Raw genomic sequence first — 20,034 nt, 5'->3', positions numbered from 1 at the left:
CGCTGTAGTTCTTCCGTTTGCCAGCCACGCTGTTCGTCCTCGTCTTCCTTGGCGGCAAGCTTAGCAAACTGTCCGCTGGCTGGGGACCACCTCAGCCAACGGATGCTGGACGCCGAGGGCTTGGGGGTCGAGTTCGCGCCCTTGCCCTTTGCCCTTTACCGGGTGGAGCGGAGCTGATGCGGACGCTCGACTATCAGGAACGGGTTCTGCGCACGCTGGACGACTATCTGGACGAGTTGAAGGCGCAGAAGGTGCAGGCCGACCAGATCGACGCCTTGCGCGCGGCGAACCCGAACCTGCCCATCCCGCCCTTGGATTTTTGCGCGAAGGCTTGGGAGAACCTGAACGCGGTGAAGCCGCTGCCGGTGCGGAAGTTCAAGGATGGCACGGTGGTGCCTTTCTCGCCGCGTTTCGACGGTATCGGGCGGGCCGTGCCCAATGTGACTTTCAAGGTGCCTACGGGCGGCGGCAAGACGTGGCTGGCCGTGAATGCCGTATCCCGCATCATGGAGCGCTATCTGGGCAAGAACGTCGGCTTCGTGCTGTGGGTGGTGCCGAACGACGCGATTTACACCCAGACGCTCAAGCGCCTGAAAGACCGCCAGCACCCCTATCGGCAGGCGCTCGACCGCGCGGCGGCGGGCCGGGTCAAGGTGATGGAAAAGGGTGACCGGCTGGACGCGCGGGATGTGGAAACGCATCTGTGCGTCATGGTGCTGATGTTGCAGGCGGCGAATCGGCAGACGCAGGAAACCTTGCGCATGTTCCGCGACCGGGGCGATGTGCACGGGTTCTTTCCGCCCGAGGGGGATCAGGCAGCGCACGCGGCAGAGTTGAAGGCCGTGCCCAATCTGGACGGCTATCAGGGAATGTTCCCGATGGTGAAGGACAGTCTGGGCAACGCACTGCGGAAAATCCGCCCGGTCGTGGTGATGGACGAGGGGCAGAAGGCGACTTCGGACCTCGCGCACAACACGCTTTACGACTTCAACCCGCTCTTCGTTCTCGAACTGACCGCCACGCCCAAGGATGTGACCGCCAAGGGCGGCGGTGCGCGCTACGCCAATCTGTTGGTGGAGGTGACGGGGCGCGAGTTGCACGCCGAAGACATGATCAAGATGCCGCTGAACCTTGAGCCCCGTCAGGGCACAGATTGGCGCGGCACCCTGACGGCGGCGCTCGACCGGCTGAACAGCTTGCAAACGTCAGCGGACGCCTACCGTGCCGACAAGGGTGAGTTGGCCTATATCCGCCCCATCATGCTGGTGCAGGTGGAGCGAACCGGCAAGGATCAGCGCGACGGGGTGCATATCCACGCCGAAGACGTGAAGGAATGGTTGCTGCAAGCGGGGCTGGACGACGGTCAGGTCGCCATCAAGACCGCTGAGCAAAATGACCTGAGCCAGCCCGAGAACCAAGACCTGCTTTCGCCGTCCAATCGTGTTCGGGTCATTGTAACCAAGGCCGCGCTGCAAGAAGGCTGGGACTGCCCCTTTGCCTATGTGCTGTGTTCGCTGGCCGCAGCATCTAACCTGTCCGCCATGACGCAGCTTGTGGGCCGCATCCTGCGCCAGCCCTATGCGCTGAAAACCAAGGTGCCTGCGCTGGACGAATGCTACGTCATCACGCACCACGCAGGGACGCGCGAGGTGGTGGAGGCCATCAAGGCAGGGCTTGAGAAAGACGGCTTGGCCGATCTGGTCATCGAAGTGCCATCAGGCACAGGGGCCGCCACACCGGGAACTACGCGCCGGGTTGAACGGCGGGCCGAGTTCAAGAGCCTGAAAGTCTATCTGCCCAAGGTCCTGTGCAACGAGGGCGGAGCCTTGCGCGAACTGGACTATGAAACTGACATATTGTCAGCCATCGACTGGCGCGACTACGACCCAACCGCCGTCGCACAGGCGATTCCCGATAACCCATTGCAGGCTGCATCGCAGTTGCAGCGCATCAGCCTGACAGACGGGGGGGCTGATTACTTCCGACAGGAGGAAATCGCCGCCGCATCGGAAACCCTGCGCTTCGATCCGACCTATGCGGTGCGTGTCATATCTGATCTTGTACCGAGTCCGTTTGTCGCGCGGTCGATACTCGGGCGCATGGCGGACGTGCTGCAAGCGCGCGGTTTTGACGACAAGAAGCTGGGGGCCGCCTCGGGCGTCATCGTGGATGCCCTGCGGCTTGCGCTCGATAAGGAACGCACGACACGGGCGGAGGCGCTGTTCAAGGCTGGGATCAAAGAAGGCCGCATCCAGTTCCGGCTGAGGCTGGACGGCAACAACTGGGTGATGCCCGAGGCGATAGCGACCATGGAGCCGGACCTTTCACCTCACATGACTGGAGGCGACGGCGGGCCGCTTAAGCGCAGCCTATTCTCCCCGGTATTTCGCAACGAACTGAACAGTCAGGAACAAGGGGTTGCCGTCCATCTCGACGGCGAGGCCGCTGTGAAATGGTGGCATCGCAACGTCGCCAAGACCAACTACGGGGTGCAGGGCTGGAAGCGCGGGCGCATCTACCCCGACTTCATCTTCGCAGTGGGTTGCACGGGCGGCACTGGTCGCATCGTGATGTTGGAAACCAAGGGCGACCACCTTCAAGGCCCGGACACAGAATACAAGCGCGAGGTTCTCAACTTTCTGACCAAAAGCTTCTCGTGGGATCAGGCGGTTCCTGCGGGTCAACTGCAAATCGCCATGACAGGCGAAACGGTCGAATGCGCCTTGGTGCTCATGGAAGACGTTTCGACGCGCCTTCCGGCCCTCATCGCGAGGTGAAGCGACTGCGCCGGGTTCGGCTTACGCCACTGAGCGTTCGTGCAACCCGGTGCAGAGTTCGTGGTTCGACGCGAAAGAGACGCCTTTATCCACCTTCACGAGCGCCAAAGGGTGGATAAAAAGGTGGATGTCTAAGGCTGAGAGGGGCCTAACGGACTGAATTGTAAGAATTTTTTGGATTTAAGTGGTGCCCAGAGCCGGAATCGAACCAGCGACACGCGGATTTTCAAGCCGTCCACCGGCGCGGGAAATCAACCGGTTGCGCGGGGTTTTTCTGTCAAACCCCCTACGGGAAATCAAGCACTTAAGGGGCGATTGTCAAACCGGCTCTCCGGCGATCCGGGGCAAAGAAAAACCGTCGAGGGGGCGGCCACCCACCTCGACGGCGCATTCGAAGTCACTGTCCTGACAGGATACCAAAGCGCGGACTCCGGCGCAATCACCGGGGGCCTGCATGTCTGACATTCTGCCCTTCTGCCAGGTCAAGCTGCAGTACCTTCTCGACCTCGTCCTTGACCAGTCGCTCGACGACAACGCCTTCCGCGTCGCCGCCTATCTGGCGCTGACCCATGCCGACCATGACACCGGCGAATGCCATCCCTCCTTTGAGACGATCGGCACGGCGCTTGGGCGGCATGCGAAGTCGGTGAAGCGCGCCCTGAACAAGCCCGAGATGGCGCGCCACCTGACCGTCGTGCGCGGCACCAATCGCGGCAATGCCTCGCGCTACCGCCCCACCGAAGATGCCCTGCGGCGCGCCATGCAGCGGCGGCGGGAGGGGGACAAGATCGTCCCCCTTTCCCGGGCGAAAGGGGGACAATCCTGTCCGCCCGAGGGGACATATCTGTCCGGAAAAGGGGGACAGGAACGCCCCCCGAACAAAGAAAAGGAACTTAAACCAAGAACGGCCGCTGCCGCGCCGGATTTGCCCGGGAAGGGGCAATCCGGCCCAGCCTCGGCGCACAGCGCCCCACCACCACCCTTGGTCTTCGTCCCGCAGGGCATCTGCTTTGCCCGGGACTGGAACGACCGTCTGGCGCAGGAGGGGCTGGCGACGCTCGACCGAAGTCTGCCCTTGGCTGTGAACGGTCCCCATCGCGGCTTCTGGGTTCCGGCCCGAAGCCCCGCGCCAAGGGGAAGCCCGGAATGGCGGGAGCAGGTGCGACAGCTGCGCTGTCTTGCCGGGAAGGAAGCCGGGCAGATGGAGCAGCGTCATGCGGGATGAGCAAGGAGCAAGGCGACCCGTGTCATACGCTGGCGCTTCTGACACGGGGCCTTGCGAGGGGTGGCAAGCCTCCCCTTCGAACCCCACCGGCGCGGGCGCTGCCCGCGAAAAGCCCGCGTTGACGGACACTTTCGTGTTCCGCTGCACGGCGGCCGAAAAGGCCGCGCTTCGGCAAAAGGCCGAAGCGGCGGGCGTTCCGGTGGCGACCCTCCTCCGCGAAGCCCTTGGCCGCGCAGATGCCCGCCGCCGAAAGCCCGCCCCGCGCGTCGATCCGGCGCTGGTGCTGGCCGTCGGGCGGATCGGCGGCAACCTCAACCAGATCGCCCGCTGGTTGAACCGCGCCCATGCCGCTGGCCTTACCCCCACCATCGACGCGGTCGAGGTCGCGCGCCGCCTTTTGTCCGTTGAACGCCAGCTTGCCCAGCTCCTCGCTCAGGGCCGCGAATGCTGATCAAGTTCTTCCCCAACGGCCAAGGGCGCGGGTCCGGCCCCGTCCGCTACCTGATCGCCGATCAGGTGCTGGCCTACGATGCCAACCGCGACCTGATCCGCGATGCGGATGGCCAGCCCACGCACACGATCCGCGACCCGCGCCCCGAAGTCCTGCGCGGCAATCCCGACCGGACCGAGGCGCTGATCGATGCCAGCCCCCATGCCTGGACCTACCGCGCCGGGGTTATCAGCTTCGCCGCCGGCGACAGCCCGACCAAGGCGCAGCAGGCCGAGGTCATGGACGGCTTCGAAAAGCTCGCCTTCGCAGGCCTCGACCCAGAGCAGTTCGACATCCTCTGGGTCCGCCATAGCCACGAGGGCCGCGTCGAGCTGCACTTCTGCACCCCGCGCCTCGACCTGTCTTCTGGCCGCAGCTTGAACATCGCCCCGCCCGGCTACCAGACCGCCTTCGACTCCCTCCGCGACCTGATGAACCAGACCCACGGCTGGGCCGACCCCATGGACGCCCACCGCGCGCAGGAGGTGCAACCCGTCCTTGAGTCCCAGCAACGGGCAAAGACCCGCGAGGAGGTCCACGCATGGATCCTCGACGAGATTTCCGTCGGCACCATCACCGACCGCGCCAGCATGGTCGCCCTGATGACCGATGTCGGCTTCACCGTCCCGCGCGCGGGCAAGGAATACCTCACCGTGCAGGACCCTGACACGGGCGAGCGCTGGCGACTGAAAGGAGACATCTTCCATGACGACTGGAAAGCCGACCCCGCGGCTCAGCGAGAGGCTGAACGCGGATCTGGAGGCCCTGCGGCTGGAGAACGCCGCCTTGACGGCATCCCACCTGCAGAGCTTCAGGACCGATTTGACGGCCATTGCGACGCACGCGCGCGATACAATCGAGGCCGATACCCGCATGTTTCTGCACGCGACCTCGGACACGATGCAGGGCTTTCAGCACCAGATCACGCGCTGGATGACCTTGGCGCCGGTGATACTGCTGGCGACCGCGACCGCCGCGATCACGGTGCTGCTCGTGCTGAGCTGGTTCTGGAGCGTGATGCTGTCGAAGTCGGAGCTGACGCGTCTTGGCCTGCAGCGGATCGACCAGGGCGGGACGACCTACCTTCTGACCGACCCGGCCCGGGCGAGTATTCAGACATGCGCGATCAGCGATCAGAGATCGGTGTTGTGCATTCAGATAAAGGAGAAATGAATGCAGACGCCCCTGACAGCGCTGGAGCGCGAATTGCTTGGCTACGTCGAACGGTTGGCGACAGCCTCCGAAACCTCAGCGCAGGCCTTGCGCGCCTTGGAAGCGCGCTCGACCAACCGGATGGGGCTGAGGATGGATGGCTTGGCCGATTGCGTGGCGCTGCTCATTCAGTCGCAGATCGAGTCCATGACGGCCTTGCGTGGCTTGCTGAGCGAAGCCGCGAACTTAGGGGCGATCGACAGGCAGCTGAGCGAGAGCTTGAAGCAAGCGAGGGCCGCCGAAGAACGGCTGAGGAGGCGCTGAGGGAACGGGACTGGGGGTATGAACTGTAGCGGGGGCAGGAACCGGAACTTGAAACGGAACTTTTGGCGGAACAGAACCAACTCTTCCTGAGATCATGGCATCAAATTTTTCTCTATTTTATTGATGTTAAGTGCGCTAAGCTCCTCGCCGAGCCCGGAACATGAACCGGAACTCAAACGGGGCCAACAAGCCTTGCATCAAGGATGCGCCATGTCGACCGACACCATAGCAGACAAGGGCGAAGCGATCACCATCGTCGAGCCGCTGATCCCTGAGGAAGCGTCAAGGTATCGCGCTCCCCTGAACGACCTTGCCGTCGAGCTGGCCAGCCAGTCGTCAGCGCTGCGATCGTCCCTACCCGAAGGCATCCGGGCGCCGCTGGCCGATCTCGTCCGATCGATGAACTGCTACTATTCGAACCTGATCGAGGGCCACAACACCCACCCAATCGACATCGAGCGCGCGCTGAACAAGGATTTCAGTGCAGACGTCGAGAAACGGAACCTGCAGCTTGAAGCCGTCGCCCATATCGAAGTGCAGCGCTGGATCGACACGGGCGGCCTGGCCGACCACCCACTTGCCCCCGACAGCCTACGGGAAATCCATCGCCGCTTCTGCCAGAACCTGCCCCCGGAATTGCTCGTCGTGCACAGGCCTGACGGCACAGAGCTTCCCATAGTCCCCGGCGAATTCCGGACGGACTTTGTCCAGGTCGGCAAGCACGTCGCCCCAAGCCCTGGCGCCGTGCCGCGCCTTCTGGCGCACATGCGAAAGATGTACGGGCTGCAGGGCCGAAGCGGCGCGATCATCGCCACGGCCTGTGCCCACCATCGCCTTGTCTGGGTCCACCCGTTCATTGACCTGAACGGCCGCGTCTCGCGCATGGTCGCCCATGCCATGCTGAGGGATACAGTCGGCTCCGAAGGCCTCTGGTCCGCCGCGCGGGGCCTTGCTCGCCGGGAAGCCGAATACAAGCAACGTCTCATGGCCGCCGACGAACCGCGCCACGGCGGCGCTGACGGCCGAGGCAACCTCTCTGAACAGCGCCTGGCCGAATTCGCGACCTTCTTCCTTGAAGCCTGCATCGACCAGGTCCGCTTCATGGAAACCCTGATGCAACCACAGCGCCTGCGCGAGAGGATAATGACTTGGTGCAAAGGCGAGATGGCCAAAGGAACGCTGGCCAAGGGCGCAGATACCGTGATGCGCGAGGCGCTGATGTCCGGCGAAGTCGAGCGCGGAGCACTGCCCAGCCTTCTCGGCGTCTCCGACCGTCAGACGCGAAAAGTCACTGCGGAACTGCAGGCAATGGGAGCGCTGAAGTCAGACACCCAACGCGCGCCTTTGAGGTTGAGCTTCCCGGCTAGGTTGGCGAGCGACTGGATGCCGGGACTTTTCCCGGAGCGGTAGGCTTGTTCATCGGTGTTGGAAGCGGTCCGAGGCGATGAGACTTCTCTGGTTGAGATCAATTCTGAATCGTTTGTGGACGAGGGCAAAGCTGCCGGGTAGTTTTAACTGACTTCGGACGTGGATATCTAGGATATGATAGCACTCGCTACGTAGAGGAGTTACGGTAGTGCATTTAACGGCAAGAATTGCATGGCATGACAACGGGTGGGACGGCCGCATATGTGAGCGACCGGAACTCAACAGCTACTGCGTTGGGTGCCAATCCTATCCTGGCGATGTGATCGCTCGTGAGCGCAAGCTGGAACAAGAAGCTAAGAACGCCGGCAAGGCCATCTCAGGGTTAGAAAGTGAAGAGCTTCCACCCTGTGTCTACAGCGCTAATACATTTGGGCCGGACACGATTCGCGGATATTCGAACCCGCCTGATTTCTTCGCCGATGGCGCAAGCCGAACGGAATGGGACATTCCTCCTGCGACGACATGTGTGTGGCCATATGAGGCTATGTATAGCGAAGACGTCTACGCGGATGGGAAACTGGACAACAATCGACGTTCTGAGAACGCCGACACTTTTTTCGCAAGCATCAAAGCTTCTAGCAGCTTGATCTTTTACTATGCTAATTATTCTAACCCTTTTAGCGAGGAAGAAAGCCCGCGCTATGTCTTGGTGGGAGTCTCACGGGTCAAGAACGTCTCCGATCGCATGACTTATGACAACGTAAGCGACGCTATCAGCGAAAGATTTGCGGGAGGGATGATTTGGGGTCGTAACGTGACCTCTCTTTACCCTGATGAAGGGCTGCGGCTACCGTACCATCTTTATCGAGATGATCCCGAGGCGCTCAATCGATTTGTGATCTATCCTGACAATCCGCGGACATGCAAGTATGGGGCGCGGCTTTTGACCAATGACGACGCTATTGGATTGCTTGAGCAATTTCTCGGCTCTGTCCGGGAGTTAAGGAATCTTGGCGATGCGAGCGAGAACTGGGAGGAGCGCGAACGCTGGATTCTGGGCTGCATTACCGACCTTTGGAATAGGCGTGGCCTTTATCCAGGCTTGCTTAATGTGATGCGGTTCCTTGGGGCAGATCAAGCGACCGATCATGCCCGCAAGCTTATTGCGCAAGGTAAGTCACAAGACGCGCACAGGCTCTTATTCGAGGCTGTGGACAGCGGCATCGAAGTTGCACCCTACGGTCTGATGGGAAAGCCGCGGGCCAAGCTGGCGAGGCAGTGGCTGTTGAAGTCGGACGACGCAAGGATCTTATTGAAGGACGTGCTCCCCCGGATCGATCTCAGCCTCGATCAGATCGAAAAAATTGTCAGCGACGACGAACGCATTCGGGCAGAGCATGGCCTGACGTCGGACTGCAGTGCTGTGGCGAAGAACCCCTACATCCTCTCAGAACGATATGTTGGCGACAGTCCCGATGATACGATCCCATGGGGGACGATTGATCGCGGCGTGCTGCCGTCGCCGGAACTTGGAGGCGAGCCTCTTGCAGACATGGAGTATGACGATGCAAGGCGCTTCCGAGCGCTTTGTGTCGAGCAGTTGAAAAGAGAGCCAAATCAAACCTTCAGGGCCGCGGGCGGCATTCTTGCCGAAGTGAACGCGCGCCTGCAGAAACTGCCTGAATGGAAGACTGCGCATTTCACCGAAAGATACTTCGAAGTCGACCGATTGACACTCGAAGAAGCGCTGGTATTGCGTCAAGAGTCCAACAGATTGTGGCTATATTTACCGGATGTATACGATGATGAGAGAGACGTTGAAGACGCATTGACTAAAATTTCTGGGCGCGCAGACATCCAATTGCAGAGGCCCTTCTTGGAGAGCGACTGGAAAGAAGAAATCCTCGACAAGAAGAGCTTTCTTCTTATCAAGGCAAGGGAGCAATACACGAAGGCTGTATCGGCTCAAGCAGAAGCGTGCGAAGCGATCTTCCGCCGCCCTTTGGCTGTAGTCACCGGTGCTGCTGGAACCGGAAAAACAACTGTCATTTGTGCGATTATTCGTGCCGTTCGTCAGACCGAAGGGGACGGGGCGCCTATTGCAGTGATGGCACCAACCGGCAAAGCTTCGGACCGAGTTCGCGCGAAGCTTCATGAGAGGGGGATTGACCGGGTTGAGACCTCGACCGTTCACTCGTTCTTGGCAAAGGGCGGCTGGCTGAACAACAATCTGACCTTCAGGCGAAGCGGCGGGAAGCGCGAGGGTAGCGGCACAATCATCGTGGACGAAGCCTCGATGCTCGATCTCGGGTTAATGGCCAGCTTAGTTCGCGCAATCGATTGGCGGCAGGTGCGCCGCTTCATCCTCGTTGGTGACCCCAATCAGCTTCCGCCGATCGGTCGAGGCCGGGTGTTCGCGGATACGATTGTTTGGCTTGACCGAAAGGACAACGGCAGTATCGCGCGTCTCGATCAGAATCTTCGCCAAATGGGGAACTCCATTACGGGGCAAGGCACTGCCATACTCGACCTAGCGGACCTGTTCGTAGGTGCGGCGGCGCGTGAGGATGGAGAGGCAACTTCACCGCGCGCTGAGGCCCTCCTGTCATCCGTTCACAGAGGTGGCGCTGTCGATAAGGATCTTCGCGTCATCTACTGGGATGATCCCGCAAAATTGGCAGACCGACTAATCAAAGAAATCGAAACAGATATGTCTACGCATACTGGCCAGGCTTTGAGCGAGGAAAAGCCCTACGAACTCTGGCGAACTGCGTTTGACTGGATGCCGGAAAAGTACCAGGTTCTCACGCCTCACCGCGCAGAGCCTCACGGCCTCGAAGCCCTGAACGAAGCACTTCAGGACCGGGTAGCAAGAGGGACAATGAACTGGTTTGGCGCCGTCGACGGCATCACGCTTTTTGACAAGGTAATCCAATATCGGAACAGGCCAAAATCCGATCCGATCTGGGCGTATAACTTCAACACACGAAACTCAGAGCGGGCAGAGATTTTTAACGGTGAAATCGGGTTTGTACAGAAGCATGGATTTGATGCGAGTAAAAAGCGGTTTCGAATGAAAAGGTTTCAAGTGAAGTTTGCAAGAAAAGACCACCTTGGAGTTGCCTACGGGCGCGAACTCCCCAACGGCAGTTCGGAAAGTGTCGAAGGCAACCTTGAGCTTGCCTATGCGATCTCAGTCCACAAAGCACAAGGGAGCGAATTTGAGCATACGTATGTAGTGGTACCAAAATCAAGAACGCGCTCTCTATCATCTGAATTGATCTATACGGCACTAACCCGCGCGACTAAGCACTGCACACTTCTAGTTCAGGGGAATATCTCAACTTTGCTATCGGCGAGACGACCCGAAAACACTCAGACCGCACTGATCAACTCTTCTCTCTTCGAAGGGAACTTCCACGCCGTTCCAGATGAACTCGTCCATCGCAAAGGTTGGTATGAAGAAGGCAAAATTCACGAGGCTTTGAGCGGCGATATGGTTCGCTCGAAGTCAGAGGTGATTATTGCAAATCTGCTTCACGAGCGCGGCGTTGCCTTTGAATATGAAACACCACTGATCGCGCCTGATGGGACGATGTATCTCCCTGATTTCTCCATCATTTGGAACGGTGAGAAGTTCTATTGGGAGCACTGGGGCATGGCATCATCAGAAAAGTATGCAAAGCACATGGACGAAAAGAAGGCCTGGTATGAAAAATACTTCAGCGGGAGGCTAGTTGAAACGTTTGAAGGTCCTACGTTGAGCGGAGACGCGTCCAAAGTAATAGATGAGCATTTCGGATAGTTGGTTAAACTTTGATGGCAGATGAAACGCAGCACCTGTTGAAACGCAACACTTCGCTTAAGCCCTGCTGTCCCGCGCCTGCCCGAGCCAATCAACTGGCTCGAAGTGCCGTCATTAAGGCCTCAACCGCGTCAATAGCCGCCACCACCTCAGCTTCGTTCAGCGAAGTCGTCGGATCATGCGACAGTGGGTTGAGGATCCTGGCCTGATGGGGAGTGATTGCAGCCAGTGCGTTGAGCTTAGCCTGGTTCCCGACAAGGTCATCCTCAAGACCCTTCTTGAGTTTCTCGAAAATGATCTTCTTGGGGTCGGGGTTATATGGAAACTTCACGCCTCTCTTTTCGCACTGCTTGCGCAACAATAGCTCGCAAGCAGATCGCGCGTAGTTCGCTGCGGCGGGTAAATGCTTCTGCGCAATAAAATCGCGAGCCTGCTTCAGCGTAGCCACTACGATGTCGGCTTCCACCGAGCGCAACAAAGGCGTCGCCTCGCCTGTCTTTGCGACCATTTCGTACATCTCGTGGCACGTCCAACGATCGGTTGGGATTGCTGCACGCACGACCTCGAACCAATGGCGGTCGTGGGTAAGCAGTACGATCTGCCAGTCCGAGAAGTGGTTCGCCAACACGGCCAGCAGCGGACGTCGGTTGGCATAGTCAAGGCCGACCAGCACATCGTCCAGCACCAGAAGCTTGAGTGCGGGCGAAGGCGCCGAGGGCACGCAGGCAAGGCGGCCAGCCAGGTAGAAGGCCAACGCGAGGGCAGAGAGCCGCGCTTCATTCAGGAAGTGCTGGGGCTGTTCGGGATAATGGCCACGAAACTTCAGGCGCAGGAACAACTCGCGACCTGTGAACCCGCGATCCGACCTTAGACGCGCGTTGTTGTATGCGACCGTCCCCCGCTCGAAAAGTTCGAGCTCCATTTCCGGGTGTCCGAGATCCGTCAGCAGCGTGTTGACGTGAGGCAGAAGAGCGTCGAGTGCAGCCTGAAAGCCTGAATTTAAGGCGTCACAGGCAGCCTGAACCGGTGGGAGATGAACGCCGCTTTGGAAGTGCTTGAACGGTTTCGCGCGTTCGACCTTTGCCCAAAGCTCGCCCAAGGTTGCGGTCGTGGTGGCGTTTGCGTAGTCGGCGAGCAGCGTCTCGATGGCGAGGCTGAACAGGTTCGGGCGGCGCTGACCGTGAAAGGCGTTGGTTTCCAGCAGCGCGTGATAGTCGAGGAACGAACTGCGCAGCGCCGCCATCGCTACACGCGGGTCGGCAGTCGGCTGGCCGGGGTGGCGCGCTTCGGTCCATTCCAGCGCCGCATTGCCATCGTTGAAGGTAACAGTGATGCGGGGTGTGAGGGATGGGTCTAGCGGGTGGACATGGGCGTTGTCCTTCAGCGCGTTGCGATTGGGGCGCCGGGCGAAGAGGTCGCGTAGCGCCTTGTAGATCGAGGATTTGCCAGCGCCGTTTTCGCCGTAGACGATCAGATTCCGACCACCGACCGGAATCTTCTGTTCAGCGCTGAACGCACGGTAGGCGCGCAACGCGATGGCTTCGATCCGCAGCGGCGCGGGCGGCGGCGCCGCTCCATCTCCAGGTGCCAACGCCATCTTACGTGCGCCCTTCAATGATCCTGACCGCGTCGATCGACTGCAGGTCGAAGAGCGTGGCGTATAGGGGGTGGGCGGGGTCGGCGAGGCAGCGGGACCAGTCATTTGCGGCCCGCGCCAGCGCTTCACCTTCCAGGCCCGCCAGCTTCATTAACCCGGCCTCGCGCGCTGCGGCGAAGGGGTAGAGCCTTCGTGCATGCAGTTCGTCGGCGAAGAAAAGTTCGTAGACGAAGGCATTGATCAGGGCTTCGAGGCGCGGGCGGTCAGCGCCAGCGACCAAAGCCATGACAATTCCGGACAAGAGCTTCTTCTCTTCATCGCCACATCTGGGCATTGGAAGGTCGAGAAGCGCCGACGGTTGCACTTCATAAAATCCCCCTTCTTTATCAGCGAAAACCCTCTTCGCTACGTAGTGGAGCGTACTAGAATTCAAAACTCCGGTAACGAACTCAGCGTCGTTTGACTCAAAGCAGTATGCCGTGTTTGCCAGATACGACTTGCCGGAATCGATCGAAAAGTTCGGCTTGTCTGTGACCTTGTTGGATACGACCTTCTTTCGTTCGAAGATTGGCCAATAGGCGACGTTATCTTGAATTTCAAACCACTCGTAACTGCCTGGCTTTCGACCCGACCAAGCGCCTGTCCAGTCTTTAGGTTTCGGCTTCAACCTTTCTTGAAATTTAGAGAGATGGCGTTCAATAGCGGGATAGTCAGAAATCTGAGTGCCCCTTCGAACGAAAATGATCCATCTTCTCGCCTCTGGTGTGGACCAGCGTGTAAGGTCCTTTCCCTTTAGCAAGGGTTTTATGACCTTACGCGAAGATTCATCCTCTTTGATGAGAGCCATCCGTTCGGTATCATCAATCTCGAAGGCGTCGTTAAATCCTGTAGTGATACCCCGATACACTGCATCGACGGTAAAGTCTTGCACAGTTAAAGGCGCCGAGCGTAGGCGAGACAAAACTTCACCAGACGAGCGCGGGATAAACTGCCAGTCAGGACTGCTTACCAATTCAGCTTGAGGCATTTCGAACGCTTCAGTAGCGAAGACCTGAGGAAATCGCTTGACAGACTCTCTGGGGTCTTCGCCATCGGTAGGCACCCAGTTGAGCGCGCGTACGATTTCTCTGGACGATGGCCTTCCTGGTGCCGGTTTTCTGGTGGCCACGAGAACAGTGGGGTAAGCGATCGCCTCAAATACTGGTGCATCTCCAAAATCAATGATGCTTTGAATGCGCGCGTGAGTACTGAGCCAGTCCCGAAGACCTCGTCCATAAGGCAAGCGATACCACTTGTTCGAAGTGATGAAGGCAAGTGCCCCCGACGGCTTTAGCAACCGCAGCGCCCGCTCATAGAAATACACGTAGATGTCGGCTGTCCCGGCAAAGGTCTTGTAATCCGCCTTGAGTTGAGCTTTGGCGATCACGGGATTGTCGTTCACCCGAAAGCTTTCGATCTTTTCCTGCCGAATGTAGGGGGGATTGGCGAAGGCGATGTCGAACCAGCCCTCGTTGACCGACGCATCCAGCCCAAACATCCATTCGCCATCGAAGAAGGGCGCGAAGGCGTTCGGGTCGAATGGGTCCCACGCCGCAAGCTTCCTTGCGTCTTCGCTGACAAAGGCGTGGTCGCGCGCCACCTCTTCGGCGATTTCCGCGCGCAGTTGCTTGATCCTGCGCTGTTCCCGCCGTTTGGCCGCACCATTCGCGGCAGCAAAGAAGGCCCGGTTGGCCTCACGCAGCGCCCGTTGTTTCTTGAGCAAATCCTGGCTGACCAGCCCCGCCTGACCGCGGCGGTGCAGCGGCGTCAGGGTATTGGCGGCGACGAACTTGGCCTCTAGGTTGGGCAGCGGAGTGATCCCCCGATTGGGGCGCGTGGGGTCTTCCTTCTGTTCGACCGCAAGGCTGATGAAACACCGCAGCTTGGCGATCTGCACGGCGATCGGCTGAATATCCACGCCATGCAGGCAACGTTCGATCAGGAACAGCTTGCGGGTGTAATCCTTTTCGTGACCGCTTTCGAACTTGGCATCGAACTCGGCCAGCGCCGCCTCGGCTTTCTCGATCTCGGCCGCGCGTTCATTTACGGCCGGGATGGCCTCGGCTTCTGCAAGCCGCCGCTCATAGTAGTGCCGGTTGCGTGCACGCCATTTCTGCCCGCCCGGATCGAGCACGTCGAGCATGTGCACCAGCTTTTGCAGCAGACCGAGAGGGAAGGCACCCGAACCAACAGCCGGGTCGATTGCCTTGCAGCTTTCGATGGCGGCGATCAGTGCATCCACCTGGGCCGGGCTGAAGTCGTGCTCGCGGCTTGCAAAGCTGAGGAGATTGCGCAGGCGCTGCTCATCTTTGCTCACAGTCGCCACGGGTTGGGTCGAGGGAGGGCTTTCCAGATCCAGCTCACCGGGCGCAGCGCCAAGATCAAGCCCCTGCTGACGCGGTTTGCCGCCGTTCAGGTCAAGTTCACTTGGCAGTTTCGGTAAAAGCCACGCGACGAGCGCTTCGTCCACCATGAAGTCGACCACCTCGCGCGGGGTGTAGAAACTGCCCGACTTGTTTCGCGCGGTTGTCGCGGTGTCTTCGTTGTAGGAAGCGAGTAGGTTCTCGAACACCTTGCCCAGCAGTTCGGGGTCGAGTGCGGCCTCCTCTTCCAAAGGCGTGTTTTCTTCGACCGTGAACTTGTAACGCTCAAAAAGGTCGATCAGGCCAGGTACATCACGCGGTGTCTTGGCCTTCTCGAACCAACCGGACAGATCGATCCCTTTCGCCCCGCCAAAGAACAGGGCGTTCGGCAGGCGCGGCTGCTTGTCGGTCTGGTCTGAAAAGCCGTCGATGCGGAGGATCAGCCGCCCGCGCTCCCGCTCGCCATGTCCGGCGCGCGGATCATCACTGCCAATCTCCGTATCCAAGCATTCGAAGAGACCGCCGTTAAGGAACGGCACGTCGGCGAAAGCTGCCAGCGCCCGGTCCGGATCGGCGAATAGGGCCGCGTGACGATAGACGTGGTGGCCGAGGTAGTCCTTCGACTGCCCGCCCTCATCCTGCCGCCAGCGCCGTTCTGACATTTCAGTGTTGAGGGTTGCAAAGAACAGGTTCTGGAGGACGGCAAGATAGTAGCCGTGGCCCCCGGGCGTCGCCGCAGGCGGCTCTTTCAGGAGCTTCGCGAGGAACGGCCCATCGAAAAGCGTCTCTGGAACCAGACCCTTTTCCTTGATGAACCAGACGAACATGAGCCGCGTGAGCAGGCGGATCAGCGCGATTTCCTTGGCACCCTCACCCTTGCCTTGTCCCTTCGGGAAGGCGACCGGCGCGCTCGTGCTTGCCCAGGCGAACCAGTTGGCCAGTTCTTCATAGAAGCGCTTATTGAGTTCGGCCGCCGAGAGCGTCTCTAGCCACAGATCGTAGAGCGCGCGGAAATCCGAGGGAGCCTTGCGCCGGGCGAGCGCAGGGAATGACAGGTCGGCGAGGATTTCCACATGGGCCCGATGCGGTCGAGCAAGGTTGATATCTTTAACCAGACTGATCCGGCCGCCTACGACGTCACGCGAGGGATCGCGCCGGTTAGCCCTGCGATCGATGACTGTCAGCGTCGCACGCCCGCCGTGGCGCAGCAAAACGATCGCAGGCATGGCGAACCCGCGATTAAGCTCCCGCACGATTGCTACAAGCTGCCTACGCGACCAGTTGCCATCATTCAGATCGATCGCAAGGAATACGAAAGAGTCGAATGCACCGCGCTGGAAGCTGACTCCGGTTTCAGGATCCGCACCACGCGAAAGAGCCGGGATTTCATCGCCCGTGAGCTGGAAAAGAAAGTGCACCGCGAGCCATCGATGCGTGTCGATACGCGTCGCATCCAGGCCGAGTGCGCCTAGAAAAAGAGCAGGTGCGTTCGGTGCATCCAATGTCTTAGGGCTGCGGTAGCCCATGACATCAAGCAGTTGCCGCCCTGCTCCAGCAAGATCGCCGCCAGCTAGCCCTGAAACTGCATCTCGGATCTGCGCGAGACGTTCTGCCGAGTGGGTCATTTTTCCCTCACAGTCGGCCTGATGATGAGCCAAGTAATGAGATCGTAGTCCATGCTAACCCGGGCTTGTGCAGTGCCGTCGGGCACCCGAGCGCCCCGAGACCCAGTCAGCGCTGTCAGGGTACGGGTAGCTGAAGTCTCGCCAATTGAAGTTACCGCAGCGCGTATCAACTCATCGTAACGATCCATCTTCTCGCCATGGTCTGTCTCGTCGTCAAAAGCATTGCAAAGCGCCTCGAACGGCGCGCCTCGACCCAAGCAGAGTGAACGAAAAGCGTCCAAGATTGGCTTGGGTTGACCAAAGCCTAAACGAACCGTCCCGTCGTCCTTCACGTAGACCAAATAGTGCGGATCGAGAGGGTTGATCTTCGCCTGTTCTGGATTCGGATCTGGTGGACGACGACGCAGGCAGAAGATGACGCCGGTTTCGAGGGTACCACCCTCGAATACGTTGGGGACGACCGCGTGCAGTCCGAGCGGAGCGTCGCGTAATGCCTGCTCGTTGGCGCGAGCAAAACCAAGAAGGTCTGCGCGAAAATCGTCAAGCGCGAAATCGGAAAGGGTCACGCCGCCTCCGGTTTCCTCTAGGTCGAAGGCTTCATCCTTTAGTCTCAAGAGTTGATCATCGCGCCAGCGTGCGTCGACGTCGGCACCGGTACGAGCGTTGAGCAAATCGTCGTCGCCGGTGGCTGAGAGATCAACCAATGCCATGCGGGACTCAACACGATCTTTGAGGTGCAAGTATTTGTTCAAGTCCTCTGTCGGCCAAAAGTTGACCATCTGAATGGTTGCGTTGCGACTACCAATTCGGTCAATCCGTCCAAAGCGTTGAATGAGGCGGACCGGATTCCAGTGAATGTCCACGTTCACCAGCAGATCAGCATCCTGGAGATTCTGGCCCTCGGAAATACAGTCGGTTGCAATTAGCAAGTCAATTTCACCATTGGCCTCGGTACCGCGCATTGCGGAACGGCGTTTGGCACGCGGCGCGAAATTAACTAACGCATCCTGAAATCGCGCTCGACCGAAGGTCGCCTTACAATCATCGCCTGTAACCAACGCTGCGTGTAGCCCGCATTCGCGGGCGACGGGGAGCAATTCCTCGTACAGATAGCGGGCTGTATCGGTGAACGCTGTGAACAGAATGACTTTTCGGTTTGTTTCACCGTCCAGGTTGATCGTCGGCTCGTTCGCCTTATTCCGAATAATTTCCTTGAGCCGTGCCAGCTTCGCGTCGCGATCTGGCGTGACATTTCGCGCTTCTGTGGTCAGCGCGACGATACGGTCGCGATCACGCGTCAGCGCCGCCTTCCACGCCGCACGATCAATATGCGAAAGCCTATACTTCAAAGCACCGCCGACCTCGAAAGCTTCTTCCAATTCTTCATCCAGTTCGGTCTCGTCCGGCGCAGGCATGTCGAAGGCCGCGTTCGCATCAAAGACCTCGATATCCGTCAGCCGTTGGTCGATACGGGCGATCATTCGATCCATCGTCAGTCGGAAAGAGCTTACTGAGCTTTCCAAGCGCTTCAGGAAACCGACCTTCATCATCGCGATGAGATACTTTTCGCGATTGGCCTGGTCAAAATTCCCCCCCTTGTCATAGAGAGAGCGAAACTCAGGCAAGACGAATGTCAGCGGACCGTAGAGCGCAAGCTCAAGTTTGCTAATTGCGGAATCCACCTCCTCAAAGGCTGGAAAGCCGCCCAGAACATCGATGTTGGCGAAAACGGACTCGGGTGCCGCGCGTCTCGGGAACCCGCCAATCTTCTCCATTGACCCAGCATAGTGGCGTTCGACGTGCTTGCGCGAACGCGCGATGGTCACGCCGTCGAGCAGGCCGAACAGAGCAGGCGGTAGTTTGTTGAGCAGTTCTCCGGCATCTCGGCTGCCGCTCTTCGCCCAATCGGCAAAGCGTCGTCTTGCGCCACCAATCAGTGCGCCAAGGTTCGGGACGCCGAGTTCAGTGAAACCGTCGATTTTGTCGGCGGAGATCAGGTCGAGTTGGGCCTTGAGATCACTAAGATCGTTGTTAACAGGTGTTGCCGATAGCAGCAGCACCTTTGTCGAAATCCCTGCCTTGACCACCTCGTCCATCAGCCGCTCGTATCGGCTGCGTCGCCCACCGACGGTCTTGTTCCGAGCTGCACTTCGGAAGTTGTGAGATTCGTCAATCACAACCAGGTCATAGTTACCCCATTCGATACGCGAGAGATCAATATCGCCGACCTTGCCCTTCTCACGCGAAAGATCGGTATGAGACAGAACAGTATAGCCAAATCTGTCTTCCCGAAGCGGGTTCATCTCGCTGTTATTGGTTGCAAGGTAGTCGGTCCAGTTCTCGCGAAGTTTCTTGGGGCAAAGCACTAGCACGTTCTTGTTGCGCTTCTCGAACCACTTGATTACTGCCAGCGCGGTGAACGTCTTGCCCAAACCCACGCTGTCAGCGAGTATACACCCGCCGTGCTTTTCGATTTTCCCGAGAACGGCGCGCAAACCATCGCGCTGGAAGTCGAACAAGTTGCGCCAAATTGCAGTTTGCTCGAACGCAGTTTGCTGAATCAATGCGTCTTCAGCCGCTTGGTCGCTAAGGAAGTCGCCGAAAACGTGCAGCAGAGTCTTGAAGTATACAAACTCTGGGGTCGCGTGAGCGTAGCTGGCCTGGAGCGCGCGAAGTACTTCATCGCGCACGTCTTCGGTCAGTACGGCGTCGTTCCATAGCTCGTCAAACCAAGCGAGGAGATCCTCGCGGTCACGATCACTATCGACAATCAAATTGAGTTCGATGTTTGGAGAGTCACCCAATCCAAGCCCGTTGATCGTGAAGTTCGAACTACCAAGCAGCGCATGCGGACGTCGACCATCGTCAACATGAATGAGCTTTCCATGTAGCAAACCCGAGCGTTTCACCGACCGTATTTCGACGCGATCTTTGATCCAACGAGCGCATCGTAGAGCGGCCGACCGCTGACGGATTTGTTCGTTCAAGCGTAGGCCGGACTCATCGAACGAAAAAGCTGGAGGCACGAGATCTGCATTGTCGGCATCTTTCAAGAACCTAGGCTCGCCAAACAAGAAACGCATATGTCCCACGTTATCAAGCGTTTCGCGTAGACGGTCGTAGGCGAAGGTCGTGAAATAGGCAGAAACAACAGACAGGCGACTAGCCGGAACTGCGCGTTCAATGATGAAGTCCCGAACAGCCCCCCTGCTGCGGTTATCTTTGATCCCTGATCGTCCCGCTTTCACGTCCACTCCTAATGCCATATC

The 20,034-nt window shown here is 59.0% G+C and carries 11 protein-coding genes; 7 read left to right on the top strand and 4 right to left on the bottom strand.

The genetic code is table 11. From position 1 onward, the window contains the following. Positions 1-176 precede the first annotated feature (176 nt). From C8J30_RS16940 to C8J30_RS16930, 3 genes are all read left to right on the top strand, one after another. Positions 177-2,777, top strand: coding sequence for a DEAD/DEAH box helicase (locus C8J30_RS16940; protein WP_110807110.1), 2,601 nt, complete (start codon positions 177-179; stop codon positions 2,775-2,777). A gap of 454 nt (positions 2,778-3,231) precedes the next feature. Then, positions 3,232-4,002, top strand: a complete 771-nt coding sequence (locus C8J30_RS16935; protein ID WP_110807108.1) for a helix-turn-helix domain-containing protein — start codon at positions 3,232-3,234, stop codon at positions 4,000-4,002. 118 nt (positions 4,003-4,120) lie between these two features. Then, a complete protein-coding gene (locus C8J30_RS16930) occupies positions 4,121-4,453 on the top strand; it encodes a plasmid mobilization protein (RefSeq protein WP_245909897.1) in 333 nt (110 codons plus the stop codon). On the opposite strand, the gene C8J30_RS19415 is transcribed toward C8J30_RS16930, so the two are convergent. Beyond that, on the bottom strand, positions 4,435-5,199 hold the full coding sequence (locus C8J30_RS19415) for a hypothetical protein (protein WP_394341942.1): 765 nt from the start codon (positions 5,197-5,199) through the stop codon (positions 4,435-4,437). The two genes, C8J30_RS16930 and C8J30_RS19415, sit on opposite strands and share 19 nt — an antisense overlap. Between C8J30_RS19415 and C8J30_RS19165 the strand changes: the two genes are divergently transcribed. The 4 genes from C8J30_RS19165 to C8J30_RS16915 all read left to right on the top strand — a co-directional run bounded on the left by C8J30_RS19165 (position 5,198) and on the right by C8J30_RS16915 (position 11,141). After that, entirely contained in the window at positions 5,198-5,665 is a 468-nt protein-coding gene (locus tag C8J30_RS19165) for a hypothetical protein (RefSeq protein WP_245909903.1), read from the top strand. The genes C8J30_RS19415 and C8J30_RS19165 overlap by 2 nt on opposite strands. Next, positions 5,666-5,968, top strand: a complete 303-nt coding sequence (locus tag C8J30_RS19160; protein ID WP_245909901.1) for a hypothetical protein — start codon at positions 5,666-5,668, stop codon at positions 5,966-5,968. A gap of 210 nt (positions 5,969-6,178) precedes the next feature. Beyond that, on the top strand, positions 6,179-7,378 hold the full coding sequence (locus C8J30_RS16920) for a Fic family protein (RefSeq protein ID WP_110807101.1): 1,200 nt from the start codon (positions 6,179-6,181) through the stop codon (positions 7,376-7,378). Between the two features lie 166 nt (positions 7,379-7,544). Continuing rightward, positions 7,545-11,141, top strand: a complete 3,597-nt coding sequence (locus C8J30_RS16915) for an AAA family ATPase (RefSeq protein ID WP_110807099.1) — start codon at positions 7,545-7,547, stop codon at positions 11,139-11,141. Between the two features lie 91 nt (positions 11,142-11,232). Here the strand turns inward: C8J30_RS16915 and C8J30_RS16910 are convergent, their stop codons facing one another. Genes C8J30_RS16910 through C8J30_RS16900 form a run of 3 tightly spaced genes read right to left on the bottom strand, consistent with a single transcriptional unit; the run spans position 11,233 to position 20,013 of the window. Continuing rightward, positions 11,233-12,738: an OLD family protein gene (locus tag C8J30_RS16910; protein ID WP_110807097.1), complete on the bottom strand. Its 1,506-nt coding sequence runs from the start codon at positions 12,736-12,738 to the stop codon at positions 11,233-11,235. Position 12,739: 1 nt separating this feature from the next. Continuing rightward, entirely contained in the window at positions 12,740-16,765 is a 4,026-nt protein-coding gene (locus tag C8J30_RS16905) for an Eco57I restriction-modification methylase domain-containing protein (protein ID WP_110807096.1), read from the bottom strand. Then, positions 16,762-20,013, bottom strand: coding sequence for a helicase-related protein (locus tag C8J30_RS16900; RefSeq protein ID WP_220033820.1), 3,252 nt, complete (start codon positions 20,011-20,013; stop codon positions 16,762-16,764). The genes C8J30_RS16905 and C8J30_RS16900 overlap by 4 nt, the downstream gene beginning before the upstream one ends. Between the last annotated feature and the right edge of the window lie 21 nt (positions 20,014-20,034).

The organism is Rhodobacter viridis, from assembly GCF_003217355.1.
Classification (GTDB): Bacteria; Pseudomonadota; Alphaproteobacteria; order Rhodobacterales; family Rhodobacteraceae; genus Rhodobacter; species Rhodobacter viridis.
This window is presented reverse-complemented; position numbering and strand designations above follow the sequence as displayed.